The organism is Reyranella sp., assembly GCF_004297265.1.
Taxonomy (GTDB): domain Bacteria; phylum Pseudomonadota; class Alphaproteobacteria; order Reyranellales; family Reyranellaceae; genus Reyranella.
The window spans coordinates 168,457-185,581 of record NZ_SCUT01000024.1 but is presented as its reverse complement, the minus strand read 5'-3'; the positions used below and the strand labels follow the sequence as shown (position 1 = coordinate 185,581).

The window sequence follows — 17,125 nt, the reverse complement described above, 5'->3', positions numbered from 1 at the left end:
TGCCGCCTTCACACACTCCGATTTCGTGCCCGCGGCTAGCCGAGCACTTCCTTGTTCACGACGTTCGCCGCGTTGATCCTTCCGTCGAACACGCTCAGGATGTTCTCGACGGCGGTGACGGCCATGCGGTCGCTGGCTTCCTTGGTGACGCCTGCCATGTGCGGGCTGAAGAACACGTTCTCCAGCTCGAACAGCTTGTTCTTCGGATCCGGCGGCTCGCGGTCGAGCACGTCGAGGCCGGCACCCCGCAGCTTGCCGCCCTTCAGCGCGGCATAGAGCGCGTCCTCATTGACGATGCCGCCGCGCGCGGTGTTCACCAGGAACGCCGTCGGCTTCATCAGCCCCAGCGTCTCGGTATTGAACATGTCGATCGTCTCCGGCCCCTTCGGGCAGTGGATCGACACATAGTCGACCTCCGGCAGGATCGCCTTGAGATCGGTGACCTTGGTGGCGCCGGCCTTCTCGATGTCGGCCTTCGACACGTTGGGATCGAGCACATAAGTCTCCATCTCGAACGCGACGCAGCGCTTGACCGTGCGCGAGCCGATGCGGCCCATGCCGACGACCAGCACCTTCTTGCCCGCGACATCGGACGGCAGGTCGCTCAGTCGCTCGCCCCAGGCGCCGGTACGCACCCAGCGGTCGGACTTCTTGGTGAGGCGCGCGGCGGCGAGCAGCATGTACATCGCATGCTCGGCCACCGAGACCGAGTTGGCGATGCCGGTGGTCATCAGCGGGATCTTGCGCTTATTCAGTGCCGGGATCTCGACGGCATCGAAGCCGACGCCCAGACGCGCCACCACCATCATGCCAGGCGCCGCATCGAGCTCGGCTTGGCGGAACGGCGTGGCGCCCAGGGTCACGGCGTTCGCGTCCTTGAGCTTGGGATGGAGCGACGGCACCGTGTCGTCGGTCAGGATTTCGTAGTCGACATCGTCGCGCGCCTTGAGGACGTCGATTCCCGCCTCCGGCATGCGGCCGACGATCAGCACCTTCTTGCGATTCTTGCCTGTATTCGGGCCCGTATTCATCGTTTCCCCTGGATCATGCTGTGCAAACGGGCGCGATCCTAAGGCTCACCGGCGCGGGAGGCCAGAGCCAGCCGCTAGGGCAGGTAGTTCAACGGCAACCGCGTGGTGGACTTGATCTCCTCCATCGCGAACATCGAGGTGACGTCGGACAGTTCGATCTTTGCGATCAGGCGCTTGTAGAAGGCGTCGTAGGCCTCGATGTCAGGCAGGGCGAGACGGATCAGGTAATCGATTTCACCACTCATGCGATAGCAGTCCATGACCTCGGGAAAGGAGGCCACGGCCTTGGCGAAGCGGGTCAGCCACTGGGCATTGTGCTGCGCCGTGCGCACCGCCACGAAGACGGTGACGTGGGCGTTGACGGCCTTGCGGTCGAGCAGCGCCACGCGCGAGCGCACGATGCCCTCCTCCTGCAGCCGGTTGATGCGCCGCCAGCATGGCGTCGTCGACAGGCCGACGCGCTTTGCAACCTCGGCCAGCGGCATGTCGGCATTGTCCTGTAGGCAATCCAGAATCTTCTTGTCGAAGGAATCCAGTGTGAATTTTCCGGCCATGGGCTTCCCCGAGGAATTGCGTTCTCAAGTTTGGGCGCGCCACAGGGAAGGTAGCAAGCCGTTTCCCGCGATGGCCGGTACAATTTACTCATGTTCCGCCGCTTCACCGACCACCCCGCCTCGGTCAACGAGACCTACCTCCAGCACATGGGCATGGCCTTCGGCTTCGGCGCCAGGATGCTGGTTGGCTCGCTCGCCTGTTTCGTGCACGGTATCCTTCCATGGGTATGCCTGACCCGCGGAAGCGATACGATCCGCGCACTTCATCACCGCATGGTGAGCCATCGCGTGGTGCGTCCTGCAAAGGACGACGCTACGGTCGTCGCGGCGGGCGACTAGCCGAACGCCTTAGCCTGCCGGCCTGCCTTGGGCCTTTCATAGCCCTCGCCTCTCTGGTCATGGCGAACGGGCGGGGAACAGTTTCGCGCACGGCGTGCCCCTGGGCTAATTCCCGGCCGCCGACGATCGCGCAACGTTCCATAATTATCGATCGCCACCGGGGCCTGACCCGCCATCGGATTTTTTCGCCGCGCCCCTATGGCACGCGGCACCGGCGACCTATGTCATGAAATGAGGGTGGCCGGGACGCCCTCCACAGAAGCGCAACCCCTTCCCGACGTGCTACGTTTTCTGCGGGGAAGCGAACAGAAGCGGAGGCTGTAATGGAAACTGCTTTGCGGATCAGCTACCAGGGTGGGACAGCCAGCGAAGCGCTGAACTCCCTGATCAACGACCATGTCGAGACGCTCGAGAAGCTGCATGGCCGGCTGACTTCCTGCCAGGTGATCGTGCAGGTGCCTGACCGCCATCACCGCACAAGCAATCTCTACAGCGTCAACATCCACATCGCGCTGCCGGGCAATATCGACGTGAACATCGATCATATGTCGCACGACGACGAGCGGTTTGCCGATCCGACCTTCGCGGTGAACGATGCGTTCCGGCGCGCCAAGCGCCAGATCAAGGAACGAGCGCGCAAGCAGCGGGGCGAGGTGAAGAACCTGCACGAGCGCGTCGAGCGCACGCTGGATCGCGCGGAAGGTTAGCGCCGGCGCGGCACGCCTTTTTCGTCGAGTCTCTCCCGCAGAAGGAAGACTCGATCGCCGCCCCAGAAAATCTCGCCGTCGAGGACGAAGCTCGGGACACCGAAAATGCCCGACGCTTCGGCTTCGCTGCGGAGGGCATCGTGCCGGGCCCCGCCCTCGCCTTCGAGGAAGCCAGCAAAGCCCGGAGGCGCGCCGGCCTGTTCGAGGACAGCACTCACGGCCGCGACGTTTTCGGGGTCGAGATCGCGGCGCCAGAAACGGTCGAACGCGAGATCGTTGTAGGCTCGGAAGACGCCGTGCTGCTGGGCGTAGAGCATTCCAGCGTTGATCGCCCGCGCATAGTAGATCTTCTTCGGTCCCATCAGGGTCAGGCCCTGCTTGTTGGCGAAACGGCGGGCATCCATGTAGGCATAGCGCACACGCCGCCAATGATGCGGATCGCGCTGCTCCACCGAGCCCTGGAACGAGGCGATGTCGAGCGTGTACGGCCGCCAGTCGAGGTCGATCTCGTAGTCGGCCTCGAGTTCGTAGGCCCACGCCTTCGCCACGAAGGCGTAAGGACTCACATAGTCGCTCCAGAGGATGACTTTCGCGCGATCAGTCACGGCGCGCTCCTCTCGCGCCTCCACAGCCACCAGAACACGCCGCCGACCGCGACGACCATCAACGTGCCGACCAGCAGCAGCATGGCCGAATCCTGGATCCACGCCACGGCCGGCACCGACAAAGCGAGGAACAGGCCGACCAGGCAGATGCGCCACACCCGCGCGTGGACGCCCGCCACGAAGGTGCCGAGCGCCAGCAGGATCAGGAGCGCGAGGCTGGTCGCATTGTCGTTCACCACGCCGCGCACCTCGGGCAGGAACATCAGCCACATTGCCGCCAGGAAGGCGAGCCAGTGCAGCGCCTGCGTCACGATGAGCCGCAGGTGATCGGCCGTCTTGTCGACCTCCCGCCATCCCGACATCACGCAGGCAAGGCCGTAGATCGGCGCCAGGACCATCCAGTAGGCGTAGGTGGTGGGCCCCCGAAAGCCGGTCAGGATGATGCCCCCGACCGCCAGGGCCAGCATCGCCACATAGGGCAGCTCCCGCACCAGCCAGTGCCGGCCGGCGCCGTCGCCGGCGGTGCTCACCGTGCGTCCTTCGCCAGCCGCTTCTCGACCACGCGCGCCCACAGGGTCGAGCCCAGGGTGAGCGCCTCGTCGTTGAAGTCGTAGCTGGGATTGTGAACCTCGCAGCCACCCTCGCCACCGCCGTTGCCGATGTTGATGAAGGCGCCCGGGACCTGCTCCAGCATGTACGAGAAATCCTCGGAGGCCATCACGAACGGGCCCTCGCGGTTCATGTTCTCCGGGCCCACGATCTCGGCCGCCACGTCGGCGATGAACTTCACCGCGTCCTTGTCGTTCACCAGCGGCGGGAAGGCGATGCGCACGTCGGCCTTAGCGCTGCCGCCCAGGCTCGCGGCGATGCCGCTGGAGATCGTCTCGATGCGCTCCTTGATGAGCGCCATCGTCTCCTTCCGGAAGGCGCGGATCGTGCCGCGCAGCACGGCCTCCTGCGGGATCACGTTGTAGGCGTCGCCCGAATGCATCTGCGTGACCGAGATCACCGCCGAATCGAGCGGTGCCACGTTGCGCGAAACCACGCTCTGCAGCGCCGAGATGATCTGCGTCGCAATGATGACCGGATCGATGCCGGTCTCGGGCCGCGCGCCATGCGCGCCCTTGCCGGTGATGTGGATGTCGAACAGGCCGCCGCCTGCCATCTGCGGGCCCGAGCGGATGGCGAACTTGCCGACGTCGAGCTTCGGCCTGTTGTGCATGCCGAAGATGATCTCGCAGGGGAACTTCTGGAACAGCCCGTCCTTGACCATTGCCTCGGCGCCGCCGCGCCCCTCTTCGGCCGGCTGGAAGATGAGATGCACCGTACCGTCGAAGTTGCGGGTCGCGGCGAGATACTTGGCGGCGCCCAGCAGCATCGCGGTATGGCCGTCGTGGCCGCAGGCATGCATGCGGCCCTTGTGCGTGCTGCGGTGATCGAAAGTGTTGAGCTCGTCCATCGGCAGCGCATCCATGTCAGCCCGCAGGCCGATGGCACGCGGATTGTTGCCGACGCGGATGGTGCCGACGACACCAGTCTTGCCGATACCCGTCGTGACCTCGCAGCCCCACTCCTTCAGCTTCTGGGCGACGATGGTGCTGGTGCGCTCCTCCTCGAAGCCCAGTTCCGGATGCGCGTGGATGTCGCGCCGGAGGGCGGTCAGCTCGGCGGCGGCGGCGGCGATCAGCGGTTCGATCTTCATGGCGGTCAGGACTCCAAAAGGAAGGCGGTCATTACACGACGAAACTCCGCGCCGTGCACGTTCGGATATGCATGGCCACCGTCCGGCAGCACATAGGCGCGTGCCCCCGGGATCAGGCGCACCAGCTCTTCGGTGAAATAGAGCGGCGTCACCGTATCGTCGCGGGCACAGACGGCCAGGGTACGCGCCGCCACCTTCTGCAGCTGCGCGCGCCGGTCGTGCGCCACGATGGCGGCGATGCGCGACAGGACGATCTCGGGAACGGGAATGGCATCGAGGGCCTTCGCTTCGGCGGCCACGAGGTCGGCATCGTGGTCGCGTACCCAGGCCGGCGAATTCAACGCCAGCGCACTCGACTTCAGATAGGCCGCCGGTCCCAGCTCGCGCAGCATCAGCGAACGCACCTCGAACAGCCGCCGGAAGAAGGCGTCGGTCTTGGCCCAGGTGGCGCTCAGCACAAGCCGGTCGATGCGTGCGGGATGCTCGATCGCCAGGACCTGCCCCATCGCGCCGCCGGTCGAGTGGCCGCACCAATGGACCTTGTCGTAGCCCAGCCCCTCGATGAGCTGCAGTGCATCGTCGGCCATCTGTTCGACGCTGTAGTCGATCCTCGAAAGGCTGCTGCGCGCGGTGCCGCGATGATCGTGCACGACGACGGTGAAATTCTTTGCGAGCTCGGACACGTTGTCGCCCCACCATCGGCCATCGCCGCCGAGGCCGGCGACCAGAAACAGCGCGGGGCCGCTGCCATGGACCTCGTAGTAGAGTTCGGCGCCGTCACGCAGCTTGAACAGGGCCATTCCGTCTCCTAAGCGATTTGCTATGTTCGCCCCAGGAGGAAAGCGCACCATGAAGCGCCTGTCGATTGTTGCTTTGGCTCTGTTGAGTGGATGCGGGCCCCAGGAACAAGTGGTGACGAGCAACATTCCACGCCCCGCGCCCGACGAGGCGACGCCGACAGGCATTGCCTATCTCTGTGAAGGTCGGAAGGAAGTGTCGGTGGTCTACGCCAAGAACCGCGCCTCGGTGACACTGGGCGACCGGACATGGCGCATGGAATATCAGGGCGGCGGCCAGGGCTTCCGCTACGCCGATTCCTCGACCGAATGGTCCGGCCCGGGCAATGCAGGCACGCTCAAGGCGCTGAGCGGCGGGGCGCCGCTCGCCTCCAACTGCCAACCGCAGCGCCGCACGACTTAAGGTCACGGCCAAACAGGTGCGCCGTCGAGCCCGGCGGTTTCCGGCAGGCCGCAGATCAGGTTCGCGTTCTGCACCGCCTGGCCGGCGGCTCCCTTGCCGAGATTGTCGACCACGCCCAACGCGATCACCAGATTGCGCTCCGGATCGGCCGCATAGCTGACGAAGGCGAGGTTCGAGCCGGTCGCCCACTTGGTCTGCGGCGGCTTGTCGGTCACGCGCACGAAGGCCCGGCCGGCGTAGAAACGCCGGGCCGCGTCCAGGCACTGGTCCGTCGTGGCGCGGCCGCGGCAGTAAATGGTGGCAAGCACGCCGCGGGTCATCGGCACAAGGTGCGGCGTGAACACCAGCCCGGCGGCGCTGCCGCCGCTCAGCCGCTCGATCGTCCTGGCCATCTCCGGCATGTGGGTGTGCTTCAGCAGGCCGTAGGGCACCAGGTTCTCATTGCTCTCGGCATAGCCGAACCGGCTGTCGGCGCCGCCGCGGCCGGCTCCGGAAATACCGGTCTTGGCGTCGATCACGATGTTGCCGGGCTCGATCAGCCTGTCGGCCAGCAGCGGCGCCAGCGCGGTCAGCGTCGCTGCGGGAAAGCAGCCGGGATTGGCGACGCGGGTCTTCCCGGCGATCTCGGCAGGCCAGACGTCGGCGAGACCATACGCCCAACCCTCGACGTAGCGGTGGTCGCCGCCGATATCGACGATCTTCACGTCCTTCGGAACGCGCGCCAGCGCCTCCGCCGAGGCGCCCGTGGGCAAGGAGGCAAACAGCACGTCAAGCTTCGGCAGGGTCACCGGATCCCACTTCTCGATCACGAGGTCGGCCAGCCTGGCCGGCAAGCCGGGGAAGCGGTCGACCAGCCGGCTGCCCGCGCTGCCCTCGCCCGCGGCGTAGACCAGTTCGAAAGACGGATGGCTCGCGACCAGGCGCATCGCCTCGCCGCCGCCAAAGCCACTGATGCCGACAATACCGACGCGAATGCTCATGATGGTGTCCTCTGGGGTCTGGGCAAAACAAAACCCCCGGAGCCGGGGGCTGCGGGGGTTCGGGAACGCGGGCCGGAGTACTTCCGACGGGTGGGATCTACGGTGACGTAGTCACCACACCGACGGACGCTGATCGACGCGCAGCCCGAAGAGCCGCCGCTTGGGTGCAGCGACGTCGGCGTCGATCACAAAGGTTGTGGTTCCCGATCATGTTCTTCGAAACTGTCGTCCGCCGGATTGAACGTCAAGCGGAATGTCTGCTTGCAGTTACTTCAGCCAGAGCTTGATCGCGTAGCCGACCAGCGCCGTGACGCCGACGCCGCCGGCCCACAGGCCGACGAACCACAGCCACTGCCGTGCTTTAGGCATCAGTGATAGCCCTCGTGACCAGTCTTGCCGCGGAACACCCAGTAGGAAAAACCGGTATAGGCCAGGATGATCGGCACGATCACCAGGACACCGGGCAGCATGAACTTCAGGCTGTCATGCGGCGCCGCGGCATCCCAGATCGAGACCGATGGCGGCACGACATTGGGATAGAGGCTGATGCCGAGGCCGGCTAGTCCCAGGCCAAACAGCGCGAGCGCCATCAGGAACGGCGTGTAGTGATGCCCGCGGCGCAAGCTCCAGAACAGAACGAAGGTGACGATCGCCACCAGCAGCGGGACCTGGGCCGTGAACAGGACCTGCGGCCAGGCGAACCAGCGCATCCAATAGGCGTCGCGCAGGAAAGGCGTCGCTGCACTCACCGCCGCCATCGCCACGATCGTCGCAACGCCGAGGCGAAACGCCAGGCGATAGCAACGCTCCTGCAAGGAGCCCTCGCTCTTCATCACCAGCCAGGTCGAACCCAGGAGCGCGTAGCCGCAGAGAAGGCTCACGCCAACGAGCAGGCTGAACGGCGTCAGCCAATCGAACCAGCCGCCGGCGTAAGCACGGTTCTGGACCGCGATTCCCTGCAGCAGCGCCCCCAGGGTGATGCCCTGCGCGAGAGTGGCCACGATCGAGCCGCCGCTGAATGCCATGTCCCACAGCCCACGATGGCGCGGGTTGCGCCAACGGAACTCGAAGGCCACGCCGCGGAAGACCAGTGCCAGAAGCATCGCGATGATGGGTGCATAGAGGGCCGAGAGGATCATGCCGTAGGCCAGCGGAAAGGCAGCCAACAGGCCGCCGCCGCCCATCACCAGCCATGTCTCGTTACCGTCCCAGACGGGTGCCACCGAATTCATGGCGCTGTCGCGCTCGCGACCGACCGGCAAGAACGGAAACAGGATGCCAATGCCCAGGTCGAACCCGTCCATGACGACGTAGGCCAGGATGGCGAAGGCGATGATGAAGGCGAAGAACATCGGAAGGTCGAACGGCATGATCAGGCCTCCTTGTCCGTCGCGAGCGAATCGGCCACCGCCGGGGCAGGCGTGATGCCCGCGGCGCGCACCGGCTGGTCGCGCCGCGGCCCCTCCTCGCCGCGATGCGGCGGATGCGACATCAGCTTCAGGATGTAGTAGGTGCCGGCGCCGAAGGCGAAGAAGTAGACGACGACGAAGGCCATCAGCGAGGCACCGACCGCCGGCGCGTCGAGCGCGGAGGCCGAATCGACCGTTCGTAGCAGGCCGTACACCGTATAGGGCTGGCGTCCGACTTCCGTCGTCACCCAGCCGGCGATGACCGCAACGAACCCTGCCGGTCCCATCGCCAGGGCGAAATGGTGCAGCAGAGGCCAGTCGTAAAGGCGCTTGCGTGCACGCGCGAGCAGGCTGAAAGCCGCCAGGGCCAGCATCAGCATGCCCATGCCGACCATGATCCGGAAGGACCAGAACACGACGGGCACCGGCGGCCAGTCCTTGCGGTCGACCGTGTCGAGCCCCTTCAGAGGTGCGTCCCACGCATGCTTCAAGATCAGCGACGAAGCCTTGGGAATCTCGACCGCGAACAGGTTCTTGCCGGCAGCCTCGTCGGGCCACCCGAACAGCACCAGCGGCGCACCGTCGGGATGGCTCTGGAAGTGACCTTCCATGGCCATGACCTTGACCGGCTGGTGCTCCAGCGTGTTCAGCCCATGCTGGTCACCGGCGAAGATCTGCAGCGGCGCCACGACGGTGATCATGCCCATCGCCATGGAGAACATGACCCGCGCACCCTCGTTGCCGCGCTCCCGCAACAAGTGCCATGCACCGACCGCGCCGACGACCAGCGCCGTCGTCAGGTAGGCACCGAACACCGTATGCACGAGCCGGTAGGGGAAGGACGGATTGAAGATGATCGCCCACCAGTCGACCGGCACGAACTGGCCGCTTGCATTGATCGCGTGGCCGGCCGGCGTCTGCATCCAGCTGTTGGCGCTCAGGATCCAGAAGGCCGAAATGAAGGTGCCGACCGCGACGGCGAGCGTCGCCGCGAAGTGCAGGCCCTTGCCCACCCGGTTCATGCCGAACAGCATGACGCCCAGGAAGCCCGCCTCGAGGAAGAAGGCCGTCAGCACCTCGTAGGCCATCAGCGGTCCGATGACCGGTCCTGCCTTGTCGGAGAAGACCGACCAGTTGGTGCCGAACTGATAGGACATGACGATGCCCGACACGACGCCCATGCCAAAGGCGAGCGCGAAGATCTTCAGCCAGTACTTGAAGAGGTCGAGATAGACCTGGCGACCCGTCCATAGCCACAGGCCCTCGAGCACGGCGAGATAGCTCGCCAGTCCGATCGAGAAGGACGGGAAGATGAAGTGGAACGAGACGGTGAAGGCGAATTGCAGTCTGGCGAGGAAGATGGCGTCCAGTCCCTCGAACATCACGTTCTCCCTAGACGATGCGCGACGCGTAAGCGGGCGACTTCAATGCGACGACCAGTACGTCCAGCGCCGCCACGAGTTCCGCACGGCTTCGCGCCGCGCCCAGCGCGATGCGGATGGCGTGTTCCGGTTCGCCATCGACGCTGAAGCTGTCGCTCGTGACCACGGCAAGCCCCTGTCGCTGAACGTGCGACGCAAATTCTGCGCGGGTCCACGTCGCGGGCAGTCTCAGCCACACGTGAAGACCCTTGCCGTGAGCGGCGTAGCTCTGGCCCGCAAGCGCCTTGATCGCCAGGCCCTGTCTGGCCGCAGCCTCAGCGGCGACGGCCGACACGATGGCGTCGGCGCTACCGTCGGCGAACCAGCGCGAGACCAGCGCGACCATCAGCGGCGCCGGCATCTGCGATACCGTGCGCAGGGCATTGGCAAGGCCTGACGCGGCGGTGCGATCGGGCGCCAGCACATGGGCCACACGCAATCCCGGCGCCATGCACTTCGACAGCGTCATCGCGAGATAGCTGCGCTCGGGGATGAGCGTCGCAATCGGCAGCGGAGTCGGCTCGAAACTTCCATAAGCGTCGTCCTCGATCAGCACCAGATCGTGACGACGAACGGCCTCCGCAAGCTCTTCGCGACGCGGCAGACCGATTGTCGCGGTCGTTGGATTGTGAATCGTCGGCAGCAGGTAGACCGCCTTGGGCGCGTGACGGCGGCAGGCTTCCTCGAGCGCCTGGGGATCCATGCCTTCGCCGTCGGATGCCACACCGACGAGACGCACGCCAAGCGATGCGGCCGCCGACCTGAAGCCCGGATAGGTGAGCCGGTCGGTCAGCACGACGTCGCCCGGCCTCGTCACCACCAGGAGAAGCGCCATGAGCGCGCTCTGCGCGCCGGGAGAGATGACAAGCCGGTCCGCCTGGACCGTGGGAACACGCCGCCGCAGCCACTCGGCCGCGATACCGCGATCCACCATGCTGCCACCCGCCTGCTGGTAGCTCAGGAGATCGGAGAAGCCGTGGTCGCGCTGCAGGGCCGCCAGCCCCCGCAGGATCCGACCTTCGAGATCGGCCTCGATGGGCGACGGCGGCAGGTTCATCGACAGGTCTGTGTCGATGCCGGCGGCGGTGCGGCTGGCCGGCCGCGTGCGATTCTCGGCGACGAAGGTGCCCTGCCCCACTCGCGCATCCGTAAGCCCGCGGCGGCGCGCTTCGTTGTAGGCGCGGGTCACCGTCGTCAGGTCGACATCCAACGCCCTGGCGAGGGCCCGGTGGGTCGGCAGGCGCTGGCCGCGATGCAGGCGACCGGAGGCGATGTCGCGCTCGAGTGCCGCCACGATGCCTTCGTAAACCGGCCCGTCTGTGTCGAGTGTAGGGCTCCAATCCATACAATATCGCTCCTTGTCCTTGAATGTATGGCCATACGTATGGATATACAAGCAGACAATCGAAGGAGGACATGATGGCTGGGAAGGGCGGTCTTTATCTGATGAGGGGCATGATGGGACGCTGCCCGGCCTGTGGAGAGGGCAAGCTGTTCCGCGCCTTCGTGAAGGTGGCCGATCGCTGCCCGGCCTGCGGCGAGGACCTGCACCATCACCGCGCCGACGACTTTCCCGCCTACCTGACGATCTTCCTGGTGGGCCATCTGGTGGTGCCGATCGCGATGTACGTCGAGATCGTCTACCAGCCGTCCTACTGGCTGCACACGGCCCTGTGGGCGCCGCTGGTGATCCTTCTGTCGATCGGCCTGCTGCAGCCGATCAAGGGCATGATCGTCGCGCTGCAGTGGCACATGGGCATGCACGGCTTCGCCGCGGCGAAGCAAGCCCGCGCCGAATACTGTTAGCCACCTCTCCCAGATGGACCATTGAACCTGGCGGCGCCAATTCCATTCGAGCCATAGGATTCGGCGTCTTGTTTCGTCGGAGCTCAAGGTCCGCGCTTGCACGCCCTGGCTTCTTGCGCTCTGCGATCGCCAACGTGACAATGCGATCGAGAGGAAGACCATGCCCGATGCCATCGCCGAGACTCCGACGCACGCGGCCCCCGGCCATCCGCTCGATCCACTGACCCCCGACGAGATACGCCGAGCGTCGGCGGCCGTGCGTGCGGCACACGATCTCGGGCCGGGCATGATGTTCGAAACGGTGAGCCTGCACGAACCCGACAAGAGCGTCGTGAAGGACTTCCGGGCGGGTGCGTCGTTTCCGCGCGAGGCGTTCGTTTGCACTTTCGACCGCACCAACGGCAAGGTCTGGGAGGCCCGGGTGGACCTCATTGCCGACAAGGTCGTCGACTGGCGTCACGTTCCCGGCGTCCGGCCGCGCATCCTGCTCGACGACATAACACTGGTCGGAGAGGTGGCGCGAGCCGATCCCCGCTTCCGCGAGGCCCTGGCGCGGCGTGGCATAACTGACATCGAAAACGTCCAGGTCGACCCCTGGTCGGCCGGCAATTACGGGCTGCCGGACGAAGAGGGCCGGCGGCTCTCGCATACTTTCTGCTGGTACCGCAGCGAGAAGAACGACAACGGCTATGCCCACCCCATCGAGGGGCTCTGTGCCGTCGTCGATCTCGATCGGGCCGAGGTGCTACGTGTCGACGACTACGGCGTGGCCGAGGTCCCGAGGCCCGATCGCAACTATGCCGCCCGCTATCGAAGCGTCTTTCGCGATGACGTGAAGCCTCTGGAGATCGTCCAGCCGGCCGGCCCGAGCTTCGTCGTCGAGGGCAACGAGGTACGCTGGCAGAAATGGCGCTTCCGCGTCGGCTTCAATGCCCGCGAAGGGCTGGTGCTACATGCGATCGGCTACGAGGACGATGGACGGCTGCGGTCGGTGTTGCACCGGGCAGCGTTGTCCGAGATGGTCGTGCCTTACGGTCACCCCGGCGGCGGGCATTTTCGCAAGAATGCCTTCGATGTCGGCGAGTACGGCATCGGCGTGCTGGCCAATTCCCTGACACTGGGCTGCGACTGTCTCGGCGCCATCCGCTACTTCGACGCCTGGCTGGCCGACAGCAAGGGCGATCCCTACTGCATCGAGAGCGCGGTTTGTCTGCACGAGGAGGATTTCGGCATCCTGTGGAAGCATACCGACCTGTTCACGGGCGAAGTCGACGTGAGGCGCGCCCGGCGGCTGGTCGTGTCGTCGATCTCGACGGTCGGCAACTACGAGTACGGCTCGTTCTGGTACTTTCACCAGGACGGCTCGATCCACTTCGAGATGAAGGCGACCGGTATCATGAACACCGCCGGCCTCCGGCCCGGCGAGGCGCCGGATTATGGGACGATCGTGTCGCCGGGCGTCTATGCCCACTACCATCAGCACGTATTCAACATGCGCCTCGACGTGGCGGTCGACGGCGAGCGCAACCGCGTCGTCGAGGTCGACACCGTGGCCTTGCCCATGGGCCCCGACAATCCGTACGGCAATGCCTTCACCACACGCGAGACGGTCCTCGAAACCGAGCAGGGCGCGCAGCGCAGCGTCGACTTCAACGCCGCCCGCTTCTGGAAGATCGAGAGTGCCGAGGTCCGCAACCGGCTGGGCCAGCCCACCGCCTACAAGTTGCTCCCGTTGAGCCCGATTCCCACGTTCTCACATCCCCAGTCGATGGTCTCCCGGCGCGCGGCCTTCATGACCCGGCAACTCTGGGTCACCGCCTACCATCCCGACGAGATCTACGCGGCCGGGCGCTACCCCAACCAGAGTGGCGGCGGCGATGGGTTGCCGGCCTGGACGGAATCGGACCGACGGCTGGTCGATACCGATGTCGTGATCTGGCACAGCTTCGGTCTGCACCATATTCCGCGCCCCGAGGATTTCCCGGTCCAGCCCGTGATCACCGCCGGTTTCGCCCTTCATCCCGCGGGATTCTTCACGGAAAATCCGGCTCTCGATGTCCCGCCCTCCGCGAGCATCATGAGCTGCTGCGTCGACTGAGGCGGCCTCGATCGAGGGTCCGGGAAAAGCTCGCTTAACCGAAAACGTCGAAGACCTCGGCAATCGCCGATCGATCGAGCCCGGCACGCAGACAAGTCTGCAACAGCACGCGCGCCTTCAGCGGATTGAGGCGGCCACCCCAGATGAGACCGGCCTTGCGCAGGGCGATCTCCGAACTGGGCCCACCATAGGTCTGGCGCAGCAGCGGCCCACCGCCGGCGCGTGGCGACACGACGGTGGGAATGATCTCGGCAAGTTGTCCGACGAGCGAGGCGACCCGCTCAGGAACGTGACCGCCGCCCATCGCGCCCACGACGGCGCCGCGATAGCCGAGCTGGTCGCGATGATCGACCATTGCCTCGAGGATATAGCCCGGCTCGTCGAGCCCCAGCCACAGCAGCGCCACCGGCTGCTCCCTTCCTGCCGACGCCGCGCCCAGCCGCTTGCGCGCTGCCTCGACGGGCGCACGAACCGGCAGCGACAGCGGCACGACCCTCTCCTCGACCAGCGCCGCGAGCGGGCCGGTCTGCGGTGAGGCGAAGGCATTGAGCCGCGTCGGATGGATCTTCAGCACGTCGGATGCTGCATAGACCTCGTCCAGCATCACCGCGACGACGCCCAGCGCTTTCGCGTGCGCCTTCACCCAGGGATCGCAGGCGACGCGCACCGCCGCGAGCAGATTGCCGGGCCCGTCCGCCGACGTGAGTGCGGGATTGCGCATCGCCGCCGTCACGATCATCGGGATGTCGCGCTCGACCAGCAGGTCGAGCAGGAAGCTGGTCTCCTCGAGCGTGTCGGTACCCTGCGTCACTACCACGCCGTCGACATCGAGGTTCATGATCTTGTTCGCCAGCGCGTGGATCTGGTCGAAGGACAGCGAATGACTGCCGACTCGCGACACCGTCTCCGCGCGAATGTCGGCGAGCGTGGCCAGCAGCGGTACGGCGGCGACGAGATCGTCGGCGCCCAGTCCCATCTGCATGGCGCCCGACGCATCCGGTGCTGTCGCAATTGTGCCGCCAAGGGCCAGGATCTGGATACGCGGAAGGGTCATGACAGGAGCCTCAGGGAGCGGAAGAAGCGCTCGGCTTCCGGCGCACGCAGCGCATCGGCCGGCGCGAGATAGCCCAGCGAAACGTATTGGCGGCCCTTCAGCACGACGAGCTGCCGAAGCGCATTGCCGCCGGCCAGCGGCCCCGTCGATTCGACGGCCGGCGCACCCTGCACCGTCTTCCAGTCGACGCTGGTCCACTTGGCCCCGGCCAGGCGCAGCGCGCGATCGTCGAGCGCGGATTGCAGGTTGACCTTGGGTTGCCGCACGTCGACATCGGCGGGAAAGAGCGCACTCTGCGCCACGAACGACAGGCGCCGGTATTCGAGGCTGTAGGAGTGATAGACGAAGGGCGTGCCGCCGGCCGACACCGTATCGAGCACCTTGTAGACTGGCGCGCCCGGCATCTCGACGAAGAACGACTTGTCGGCGCCCTCGACCGGAAACCACGAGGCCGACTGCGCCGCTGCGTCCGCCGCCAGCAATGCCACCGGCAGCGCGAGAAAAGACCGCCTGTAGCGAGTCATTCGGCGGCCTGCGCCGATCCGAACTTCTCGCGGGCTTCGGCCGCCGTGTAGTAGCCGCGCGCCACGTCGCGGGCGACCGCGTCCGGATGGCGCCTGGCCGGATCGCCGAAGCCGCCGCCGCCCGGGGTCGAAACGCGCACGACATCGCCGACGCCGATCTCGATGTCCTGGTCCTTCGAGAGATGCGGCGGATGGTAGGCGCGGCCGCCCTGCTCGACCTGCACCGTGTTGGTACCGCCGTCCTTCCCGCCCAGCACACCCTGCGGGCCGGTGCGACCATGGTCCATCACCATCGACACCCGCGCCTCGCCGCGCCGGAGCTTGATCGCGTAATTGATGCCGAAGCCGCCGCGGAACTCGCCGGCGCCGCCGGAGCCTTCGCGCAGCGAGAACTCCTCGAACAGCACGGGATAGAACTGTTCCAGCACCTCGACCGGCGGCATCTTGGAGATGCCGATGGTCGAGCAGCCGTTGCTCAGGCCGTCGCCGCCCTGGAAGCCGCCGTAGCCTCCGCCCGTGAACAGATACATGATGTAGTTGCGCTTGCGCTCCGGATCGTAGCCGCCGACGCCGAGATTGCCGGATGTGCCAGCGGGCGCCGCAAACAGCAGATCGGGGATCGCCTTGGTGAGCGCCACGAACACCGCCTCGGCAACACGCTGGCTCACCTCGGCCGCGCAGCCCGACACCGGCCGCGGATACTTCGCGTACAGGAACGTGCCCTCGGGCTCGACGATGCGCAGCGGCTCGAAGGTGCCGGCGTTGATCGGCACGTCGGGGAAAACATGCTTCACCGCGAGATAGATCGCCGACTTGGTGGTGGCGATCACGCTGTTCATCGGGCCGCGGCAAGGCGGGCTCGATCCCGTCATGTCGAAGGTGAGCTCCTCGCCCTTCTTCGTGACTTTCATCCTGATGGTGAGCGGCTCGTCGACCACGCCATCACTGTCGACCTGCGAGGCGCCCTCGTACACGCCGTCGGGAATGCCGGCGATCTTGGCGCGCATCTGCCGCTCCGCCCGATGGCGCATCTCCGCGATCGCGGCCCGTACGACGTCGGCACCGTAGCGGTCGATCAGTTCGGTGAGCCGGACTTCGCCGGTCGTGAGCGCGGCGGCCTGCGCCTTGATGTCGCCGATGCGCTGATCGGCGATGCGGATGTTGGACAGGATGATGGACAGGATCTCCTGGTCCATCTCGCCCTTCTTGAAGAACTTCACCGGCGGCAGGCGGAGCCCCTCTTGCTCGACCTCCGTCGCGCTGGCGGAGAAGCCGCCCGGCACCATGCCGCCGACATCCGGCCAGTGGCCGGTATTGGCGAGCCAAGCGAACAGCTCGCCCTTGTAGAAGAACGGCTTCACGAAGCGCACATCCATCAGATGCGTGCCGCCGAGATAGGGATCGTTGACGATGAACACGTCGCCCGGATCGACCTTGCCGGCATAGTGCGTCTTCACCCTCTCTATCACGGCGCGGGTGGAAAACTGCATGGTGCCGACGAAAACCGGCAGCCCGAGTTCGCCCTGGGCGATCAAGGAGCCGTCGACGGTGTCGTAGATGCCGTCGGAGCGGTCCATGCCTTCGGAGATCACCGGCGAAAAGGCGGCACGAACGAAGGCCAGATCCATCTCGTTGCAGACCTGGATCAGGCCGTTCTGGATGACTGTCAAGGTGACGGGATCGAGGTTCGACATG

Annotated in this window: 18 protein-coding genes; 5 read left to right on the top strand and 13 right to left on the bottom strand. The window is 65.9% G+C overall.

Annotated elements, in window-relative coordinates:
- Positions 1-35: 35 nt before the first annotated feature.
- The gene (locus tag EPO41_RS09745; RefSeq protein WP_296323917.1) at positions 36-1,031 is read right to left on the bottom strand and encodes a hydroxyacid dehydrogenase; all 996 of its coding nucleotides are present in this window, start codon (positions 1,029-1,031) and stop codon (positions 36-38) included.
- Positions 1,032-1,105: 74 nt separating this feature from the next.
- Positions 1,106-1,567, bottom strand: a complete 462-nt coding sequence (locus EPO41_RS09740; RefSeq protein ID WP_296324413.1) for an Lrp/AsnC family transcriptional regulator — start codon at positions 1,565-1,567, stop codon at positions 1,106-1,108.
- Positions 1,568-1,675: 108 nt separating this feature from the next.
- On the opposite strand from EPO41_RS09740, the gene EPO41_RS09735 reads away from it, so the two are divergent.
- Both EPO41_RS09735 and EPO41_RS09730 read left to right on the top strand, forming a co-directional pair.
- A complete protein-coding gene (locus EPO41_RS09735) occupies positions 1,676-1,924 on the top strand; it encodes a DUF6356 family protein (protein WP_296323913.1) in 249 nt (82 codons plus the stop codon).
- Between the two features lie 323 nt (positions 1,925-2,247).
- Positions 2,248-2,631, top strand: coding sequence for an HPF/RaiA family ribosome-associated protein (locus EPO41_RS09730; RefSeq protein ID WP_296323910.1), 384 nt, complete (start codon positions 2,248-2,250; stop codon positions 2,629-2,631).
- On the opposite strand, the gene EPO41_RS09725 is transcribed toward EPO41_RS09730, so the two are convergent.
- The 4 genes from EPO41_RS09725 to EPO41_RS09710 are packed head-to-tail and all read right to left on the bottom strand — an operon-like array spanning position 2,628 to position 5,738.
- Positions 2,628-3,236 carry a DsbA family protein gene (locus EPO41_RS09725; RefSeq protein ID WP_296323907.1) on the bottom strand — a complete coding sequence of 203 codons (609 nt, stop codon included), beginning with the start codon at positions 3,234-3,236 and terminating at the stop codon, positions 2,628-2,630. The genes EPO41_RS09730 and EPO41_RS09725 overlap by 4 nt on opposite strands.
- Complete coding sequence (locus tag EPO41_RS09720; protein ID WP_296323905.1) at positions 3,233-3,766, bottom strand: hypothetical protein; 534 nt, start codon at positions 3,764-3,766, stop codon at positions 3,233-3,235. The genes EPO41_RS09725 and EPO41_RS09720 overlap by 4 nt, the downstream gene beginning before the upstream one ends.
- Entirely contained in the window at positions 3,763-4,938 is a 1,176-nt protein-coding gene (locus tag EPO41_RS09715) for a M20 aminoacylase family protein (protein WP_296323902.1), read from the bottom strand. The genes EPO41_RS09720 and EPO41_RS09715 overlap by 4 nt, the downstream gene beginning before the upstream one ends.
- 5 nt (positions 4,939-4,943) lie before the next feature.
- Positions 4,944-5,738: an alpha/beta hydrolase gene (locus EPO41_RS09710; RefSeq protein ID WP_296323898.1), complete on the bottom strand. Its 795-nt coding sequence runs from the start codon at positions 5,736-5,738 to the stop codon at positions 4,944-4,946.
- Between the two features lie 49 nt (positions 5,739-5,787).
- Here EPO41_RS09710 and EPO41_RS09705 point away from each other — a divergent pair, with 49 nt between their 5' ends.
- Complete coding sequence (locus EPO41_RS09705) at positions 5,788-6,138, top strand: MliC family protein (protein WP_296323894.1); 351 nt, start codon at positions 5,788-5,790, stop codon at positions 6,136-6,138.
- 2 nt (positions 6,139-6,140) lie between these two features.
- Here the strand turns inward: EPO41_RS09705 and argC are convergent, their stop codons facing one another.
- From argC to EPO41_RS09685, 4 genes are all read right to left on the bottom strand, one after another.
- Positions 6,141-7,118 carry an N-acetyl-gamma-glutamyl-phosphate reductase gene (argC, locus tag EPO41_RS09700; RefSeq protein ID WP_296323891.1) on the bottom strand — a complete coding sequence of 326 codons (978 nt, stop codon included), beginning with the start codon at positions 7,116-7,118 and terminating at the stop codon, positions 6,141-6,143.
- A 368-nt stretch (positions 7,119-7,486) separates the two neighbouring features.
- Positions 7,487-8,494, bottom strand: a complete 1,008-nt coding sequence (cydB, locus tag EPO41_RS09695) for a cytochrome d ubiquinol oxidase subunit II (RefSeq protein ID WP_296324410.1) — start codon at positions 8,492-8,494, stop codon at positions 7,487-7,489.
- Positions 8,491-9,909 (bottom strand): cytochrome ubiquinol oxidase subunit I, encoded by a 1,419-nt coding sequence (locus EPO41_RS09690; RefSeq protein WP_296323888.1) that lies wholly within the window; start codon positions 9,907-9,909, stop codon positions 8,491-8,493. Before EPO41_RS09690 ends, cydB begins: the two co-directional genes overlap by 4 nt.
- A 10-nt stretch (positions 9,910-9,919) precedes the next feature.
- Positions 9,920-11,293: a PLP-dependent aminotransferase family protein gene (locus tag EPO41_RS09685; protein ID WP_296323885.1), complete on the bottom strand. Its 1,374-nt coding sequence runs from the start codon at positions 11,291-11,293 to the stop codon at positions 9,920-9,922.
- Positions 11,294-11,364: 71 nt separating this feature from the next.
- On the opposite strand from EPO41_RS09685, the gene EPO41_RS09680 reads away from it, so the two are divergent.
- Both EPO41_RS09680 and EPO41_RS09675 read left to right on the top strand, forming a co-directional pair.
- Positions 11,365-11,754, top strand: a complete 390-nt coding sequence (locus EPO41_RS09680; protein ID WP_296323882.1) for a DUF983 domain-containing protein — start codon at positions 11,365-11,367, stop codon at positions 11,752-11,754.
- 160 nt (positions 11,755-11,914) lie between these two features.
- Complete coding sequence (locus EPO41_RS09675) at positions 11,915-13,852, top strand: primary-amine oxidase (RefSeq protein WP_296323880.1); 1,938 nt, start codon at positions 11,915-11,917, stop codon at positions 13,850-13,852.
- Positions 13,853-13,886: 34 nt separating this feature from the next.
- Here EPO41_RS09675 and EPO41_RS09670 read toward each other — a convergent pair whose 3' ends face one another.
- From EPO41_RS09670 to EPO41_RS09660, 3 genes are read right to left on the bottom strand one after another with little or no spacing between them, the layout of a single operon-like run.
- Positions 13,887-14,906 carry an asparaginase gene (locus tag EPO41_RS09670; protein WP_296323878.1) on the bottom strand — a complete coding sequence of 340 codons (1,020 nt, stop codon included), beginning with the start codon at positions 14,904-14,906 and terminating at the stop codon, positions 13,887-13,889.
- Positions 14,903-15,430: a hypothetical protein gene (locus tag EPO41_RS09665; RefSeq protein ID WP_296323876.1), complete on the bottom strand. Its 528-nt coding sequence runs from the start codon at positions 15,428-15,430 to the stop codon at positions 14,903-14,905. Before EPO41_RS09665 ends, EPO41_RS09670 begins: the two co-directional genes overlap by 4 nt.
- Positions 15,427-17,124 carry a hydantoinase B/oxoprolinase family protein gene (locus EPO41_RS09660; RefSeq protein WP_296323874.1) on the bottom strand — a complete coding sequence of 566 codons (1,698 nt, stop codon included), beginning with the start codon at positions 17,122-17,124 and terminating at the stop codon, positions 15,427-15,429. The genes EPO41_RS09665 and EPO41_RS09660 overlap by 4 nt, the downstream gene beginning before the upstream one ends.
- Between the last annotated feature and the right edge of the window lies 1 nt (position 17,125).

Bases quoted from the DNA above. Each gene is read 5' to 3' on its own strand.
- EPO41_RS09690 (WP_296323888.1), bottom strand. From the start codon at position 9,909: ATGTTCGAGGGACTGGACGCCATCTTCCTCGCCAGACTGCAATTCGCC.
- EPO41_RS09730 (WP_296323910.1), top strand. From the start codon at position 2,248: ATGGAAACTGCTTTGCGGATCAGCTACCAGGGTGGGACAGCCAGCGAA.
- EPO41_RS09665 (WP_296323876.1), bottom strand. From the start codon at position 15,430: ATGACTCGCTACAGGCGGTCTTTTCTCGCGCTGCCGGTGGCATTGCTG.
- EPO41_RS09685 (WP_296323885.1), bottom strand. From the start codon at position 11,293: ATGGATTGGAGCCCTACACTCGACACAGACGGGCCGGTTTACGAAGGC.
- EPO41_RS09680 (WP_296323882.1), top strand. From the start codon at position 11,365: ATGATGGCTGGGAAGGGCGGTCTTTATCTGATGAGGGGCATGATGGGA.
- EPO41_RS09675 (WP_296323880.1), top strand. From the start codon at position 11,915: ATGCCCGATGCCATCGCCGAGACTCCGACGCACGCGGCCCCCGGCCAT.
- EPO41_RS09735 (WP_296323913.1), top strand. From the start codon at position 1,676: ATGTTCCGCCGCTTCACCGACCACCCCGCCTCGGTCAACGAGACCTAC.
- EPO41_RS09670 (WP_296323878.1), bottom strand. From the start codon at position 14,906: ATGACCCTTCCGCGTATCCAGATCCTGGCCCTTGGCGGCACAATTGCG.
- EPO41_RS09660 (WP_296323874.1), bottom strand. From the start codon at position 17,124: ATGTCGAACCTCGATCCCGTCACCTTGACAGTCATCCAGAACGGCCTG.
- EPO41_RS09710 (WP_296323898.1), bottom strand. From the start codon at position 5,738: ATGGCCCTGTTCAAGCTGCGTGACGGCGCCGAACTCTACTACGAGGTC.
- argC (WP_296323891.1), bottom strand. From the start codon at position 7,118: ATGAGCATTCGCGTCGGTATTGTCGGCATCAGTGGCTTTGGCGGCGGC.
- EPO41_RS09715 (WP_296323902.1), bottom strand. From the start codon at position 4,938: ATGAAGATCGAACCGCTGATCGCCGCCGCCGCCGCCGAGCTGACCGCC.
- EPO41_RS09705 (WP_296323894.1), top strand. From the start codon at position 5,788: ATGAAGCGCCTGTCGATTGTTGCTTTGGCTCTGTTGAGTGGATGCGGG.
- EPO41_RS09745 (WP_296323917.1), bottom strand. From the start codon at position 1,031: ATGAATACGGGCCCGAATACAGGCAAGAATCGCAAGAAGGTGCTGATC.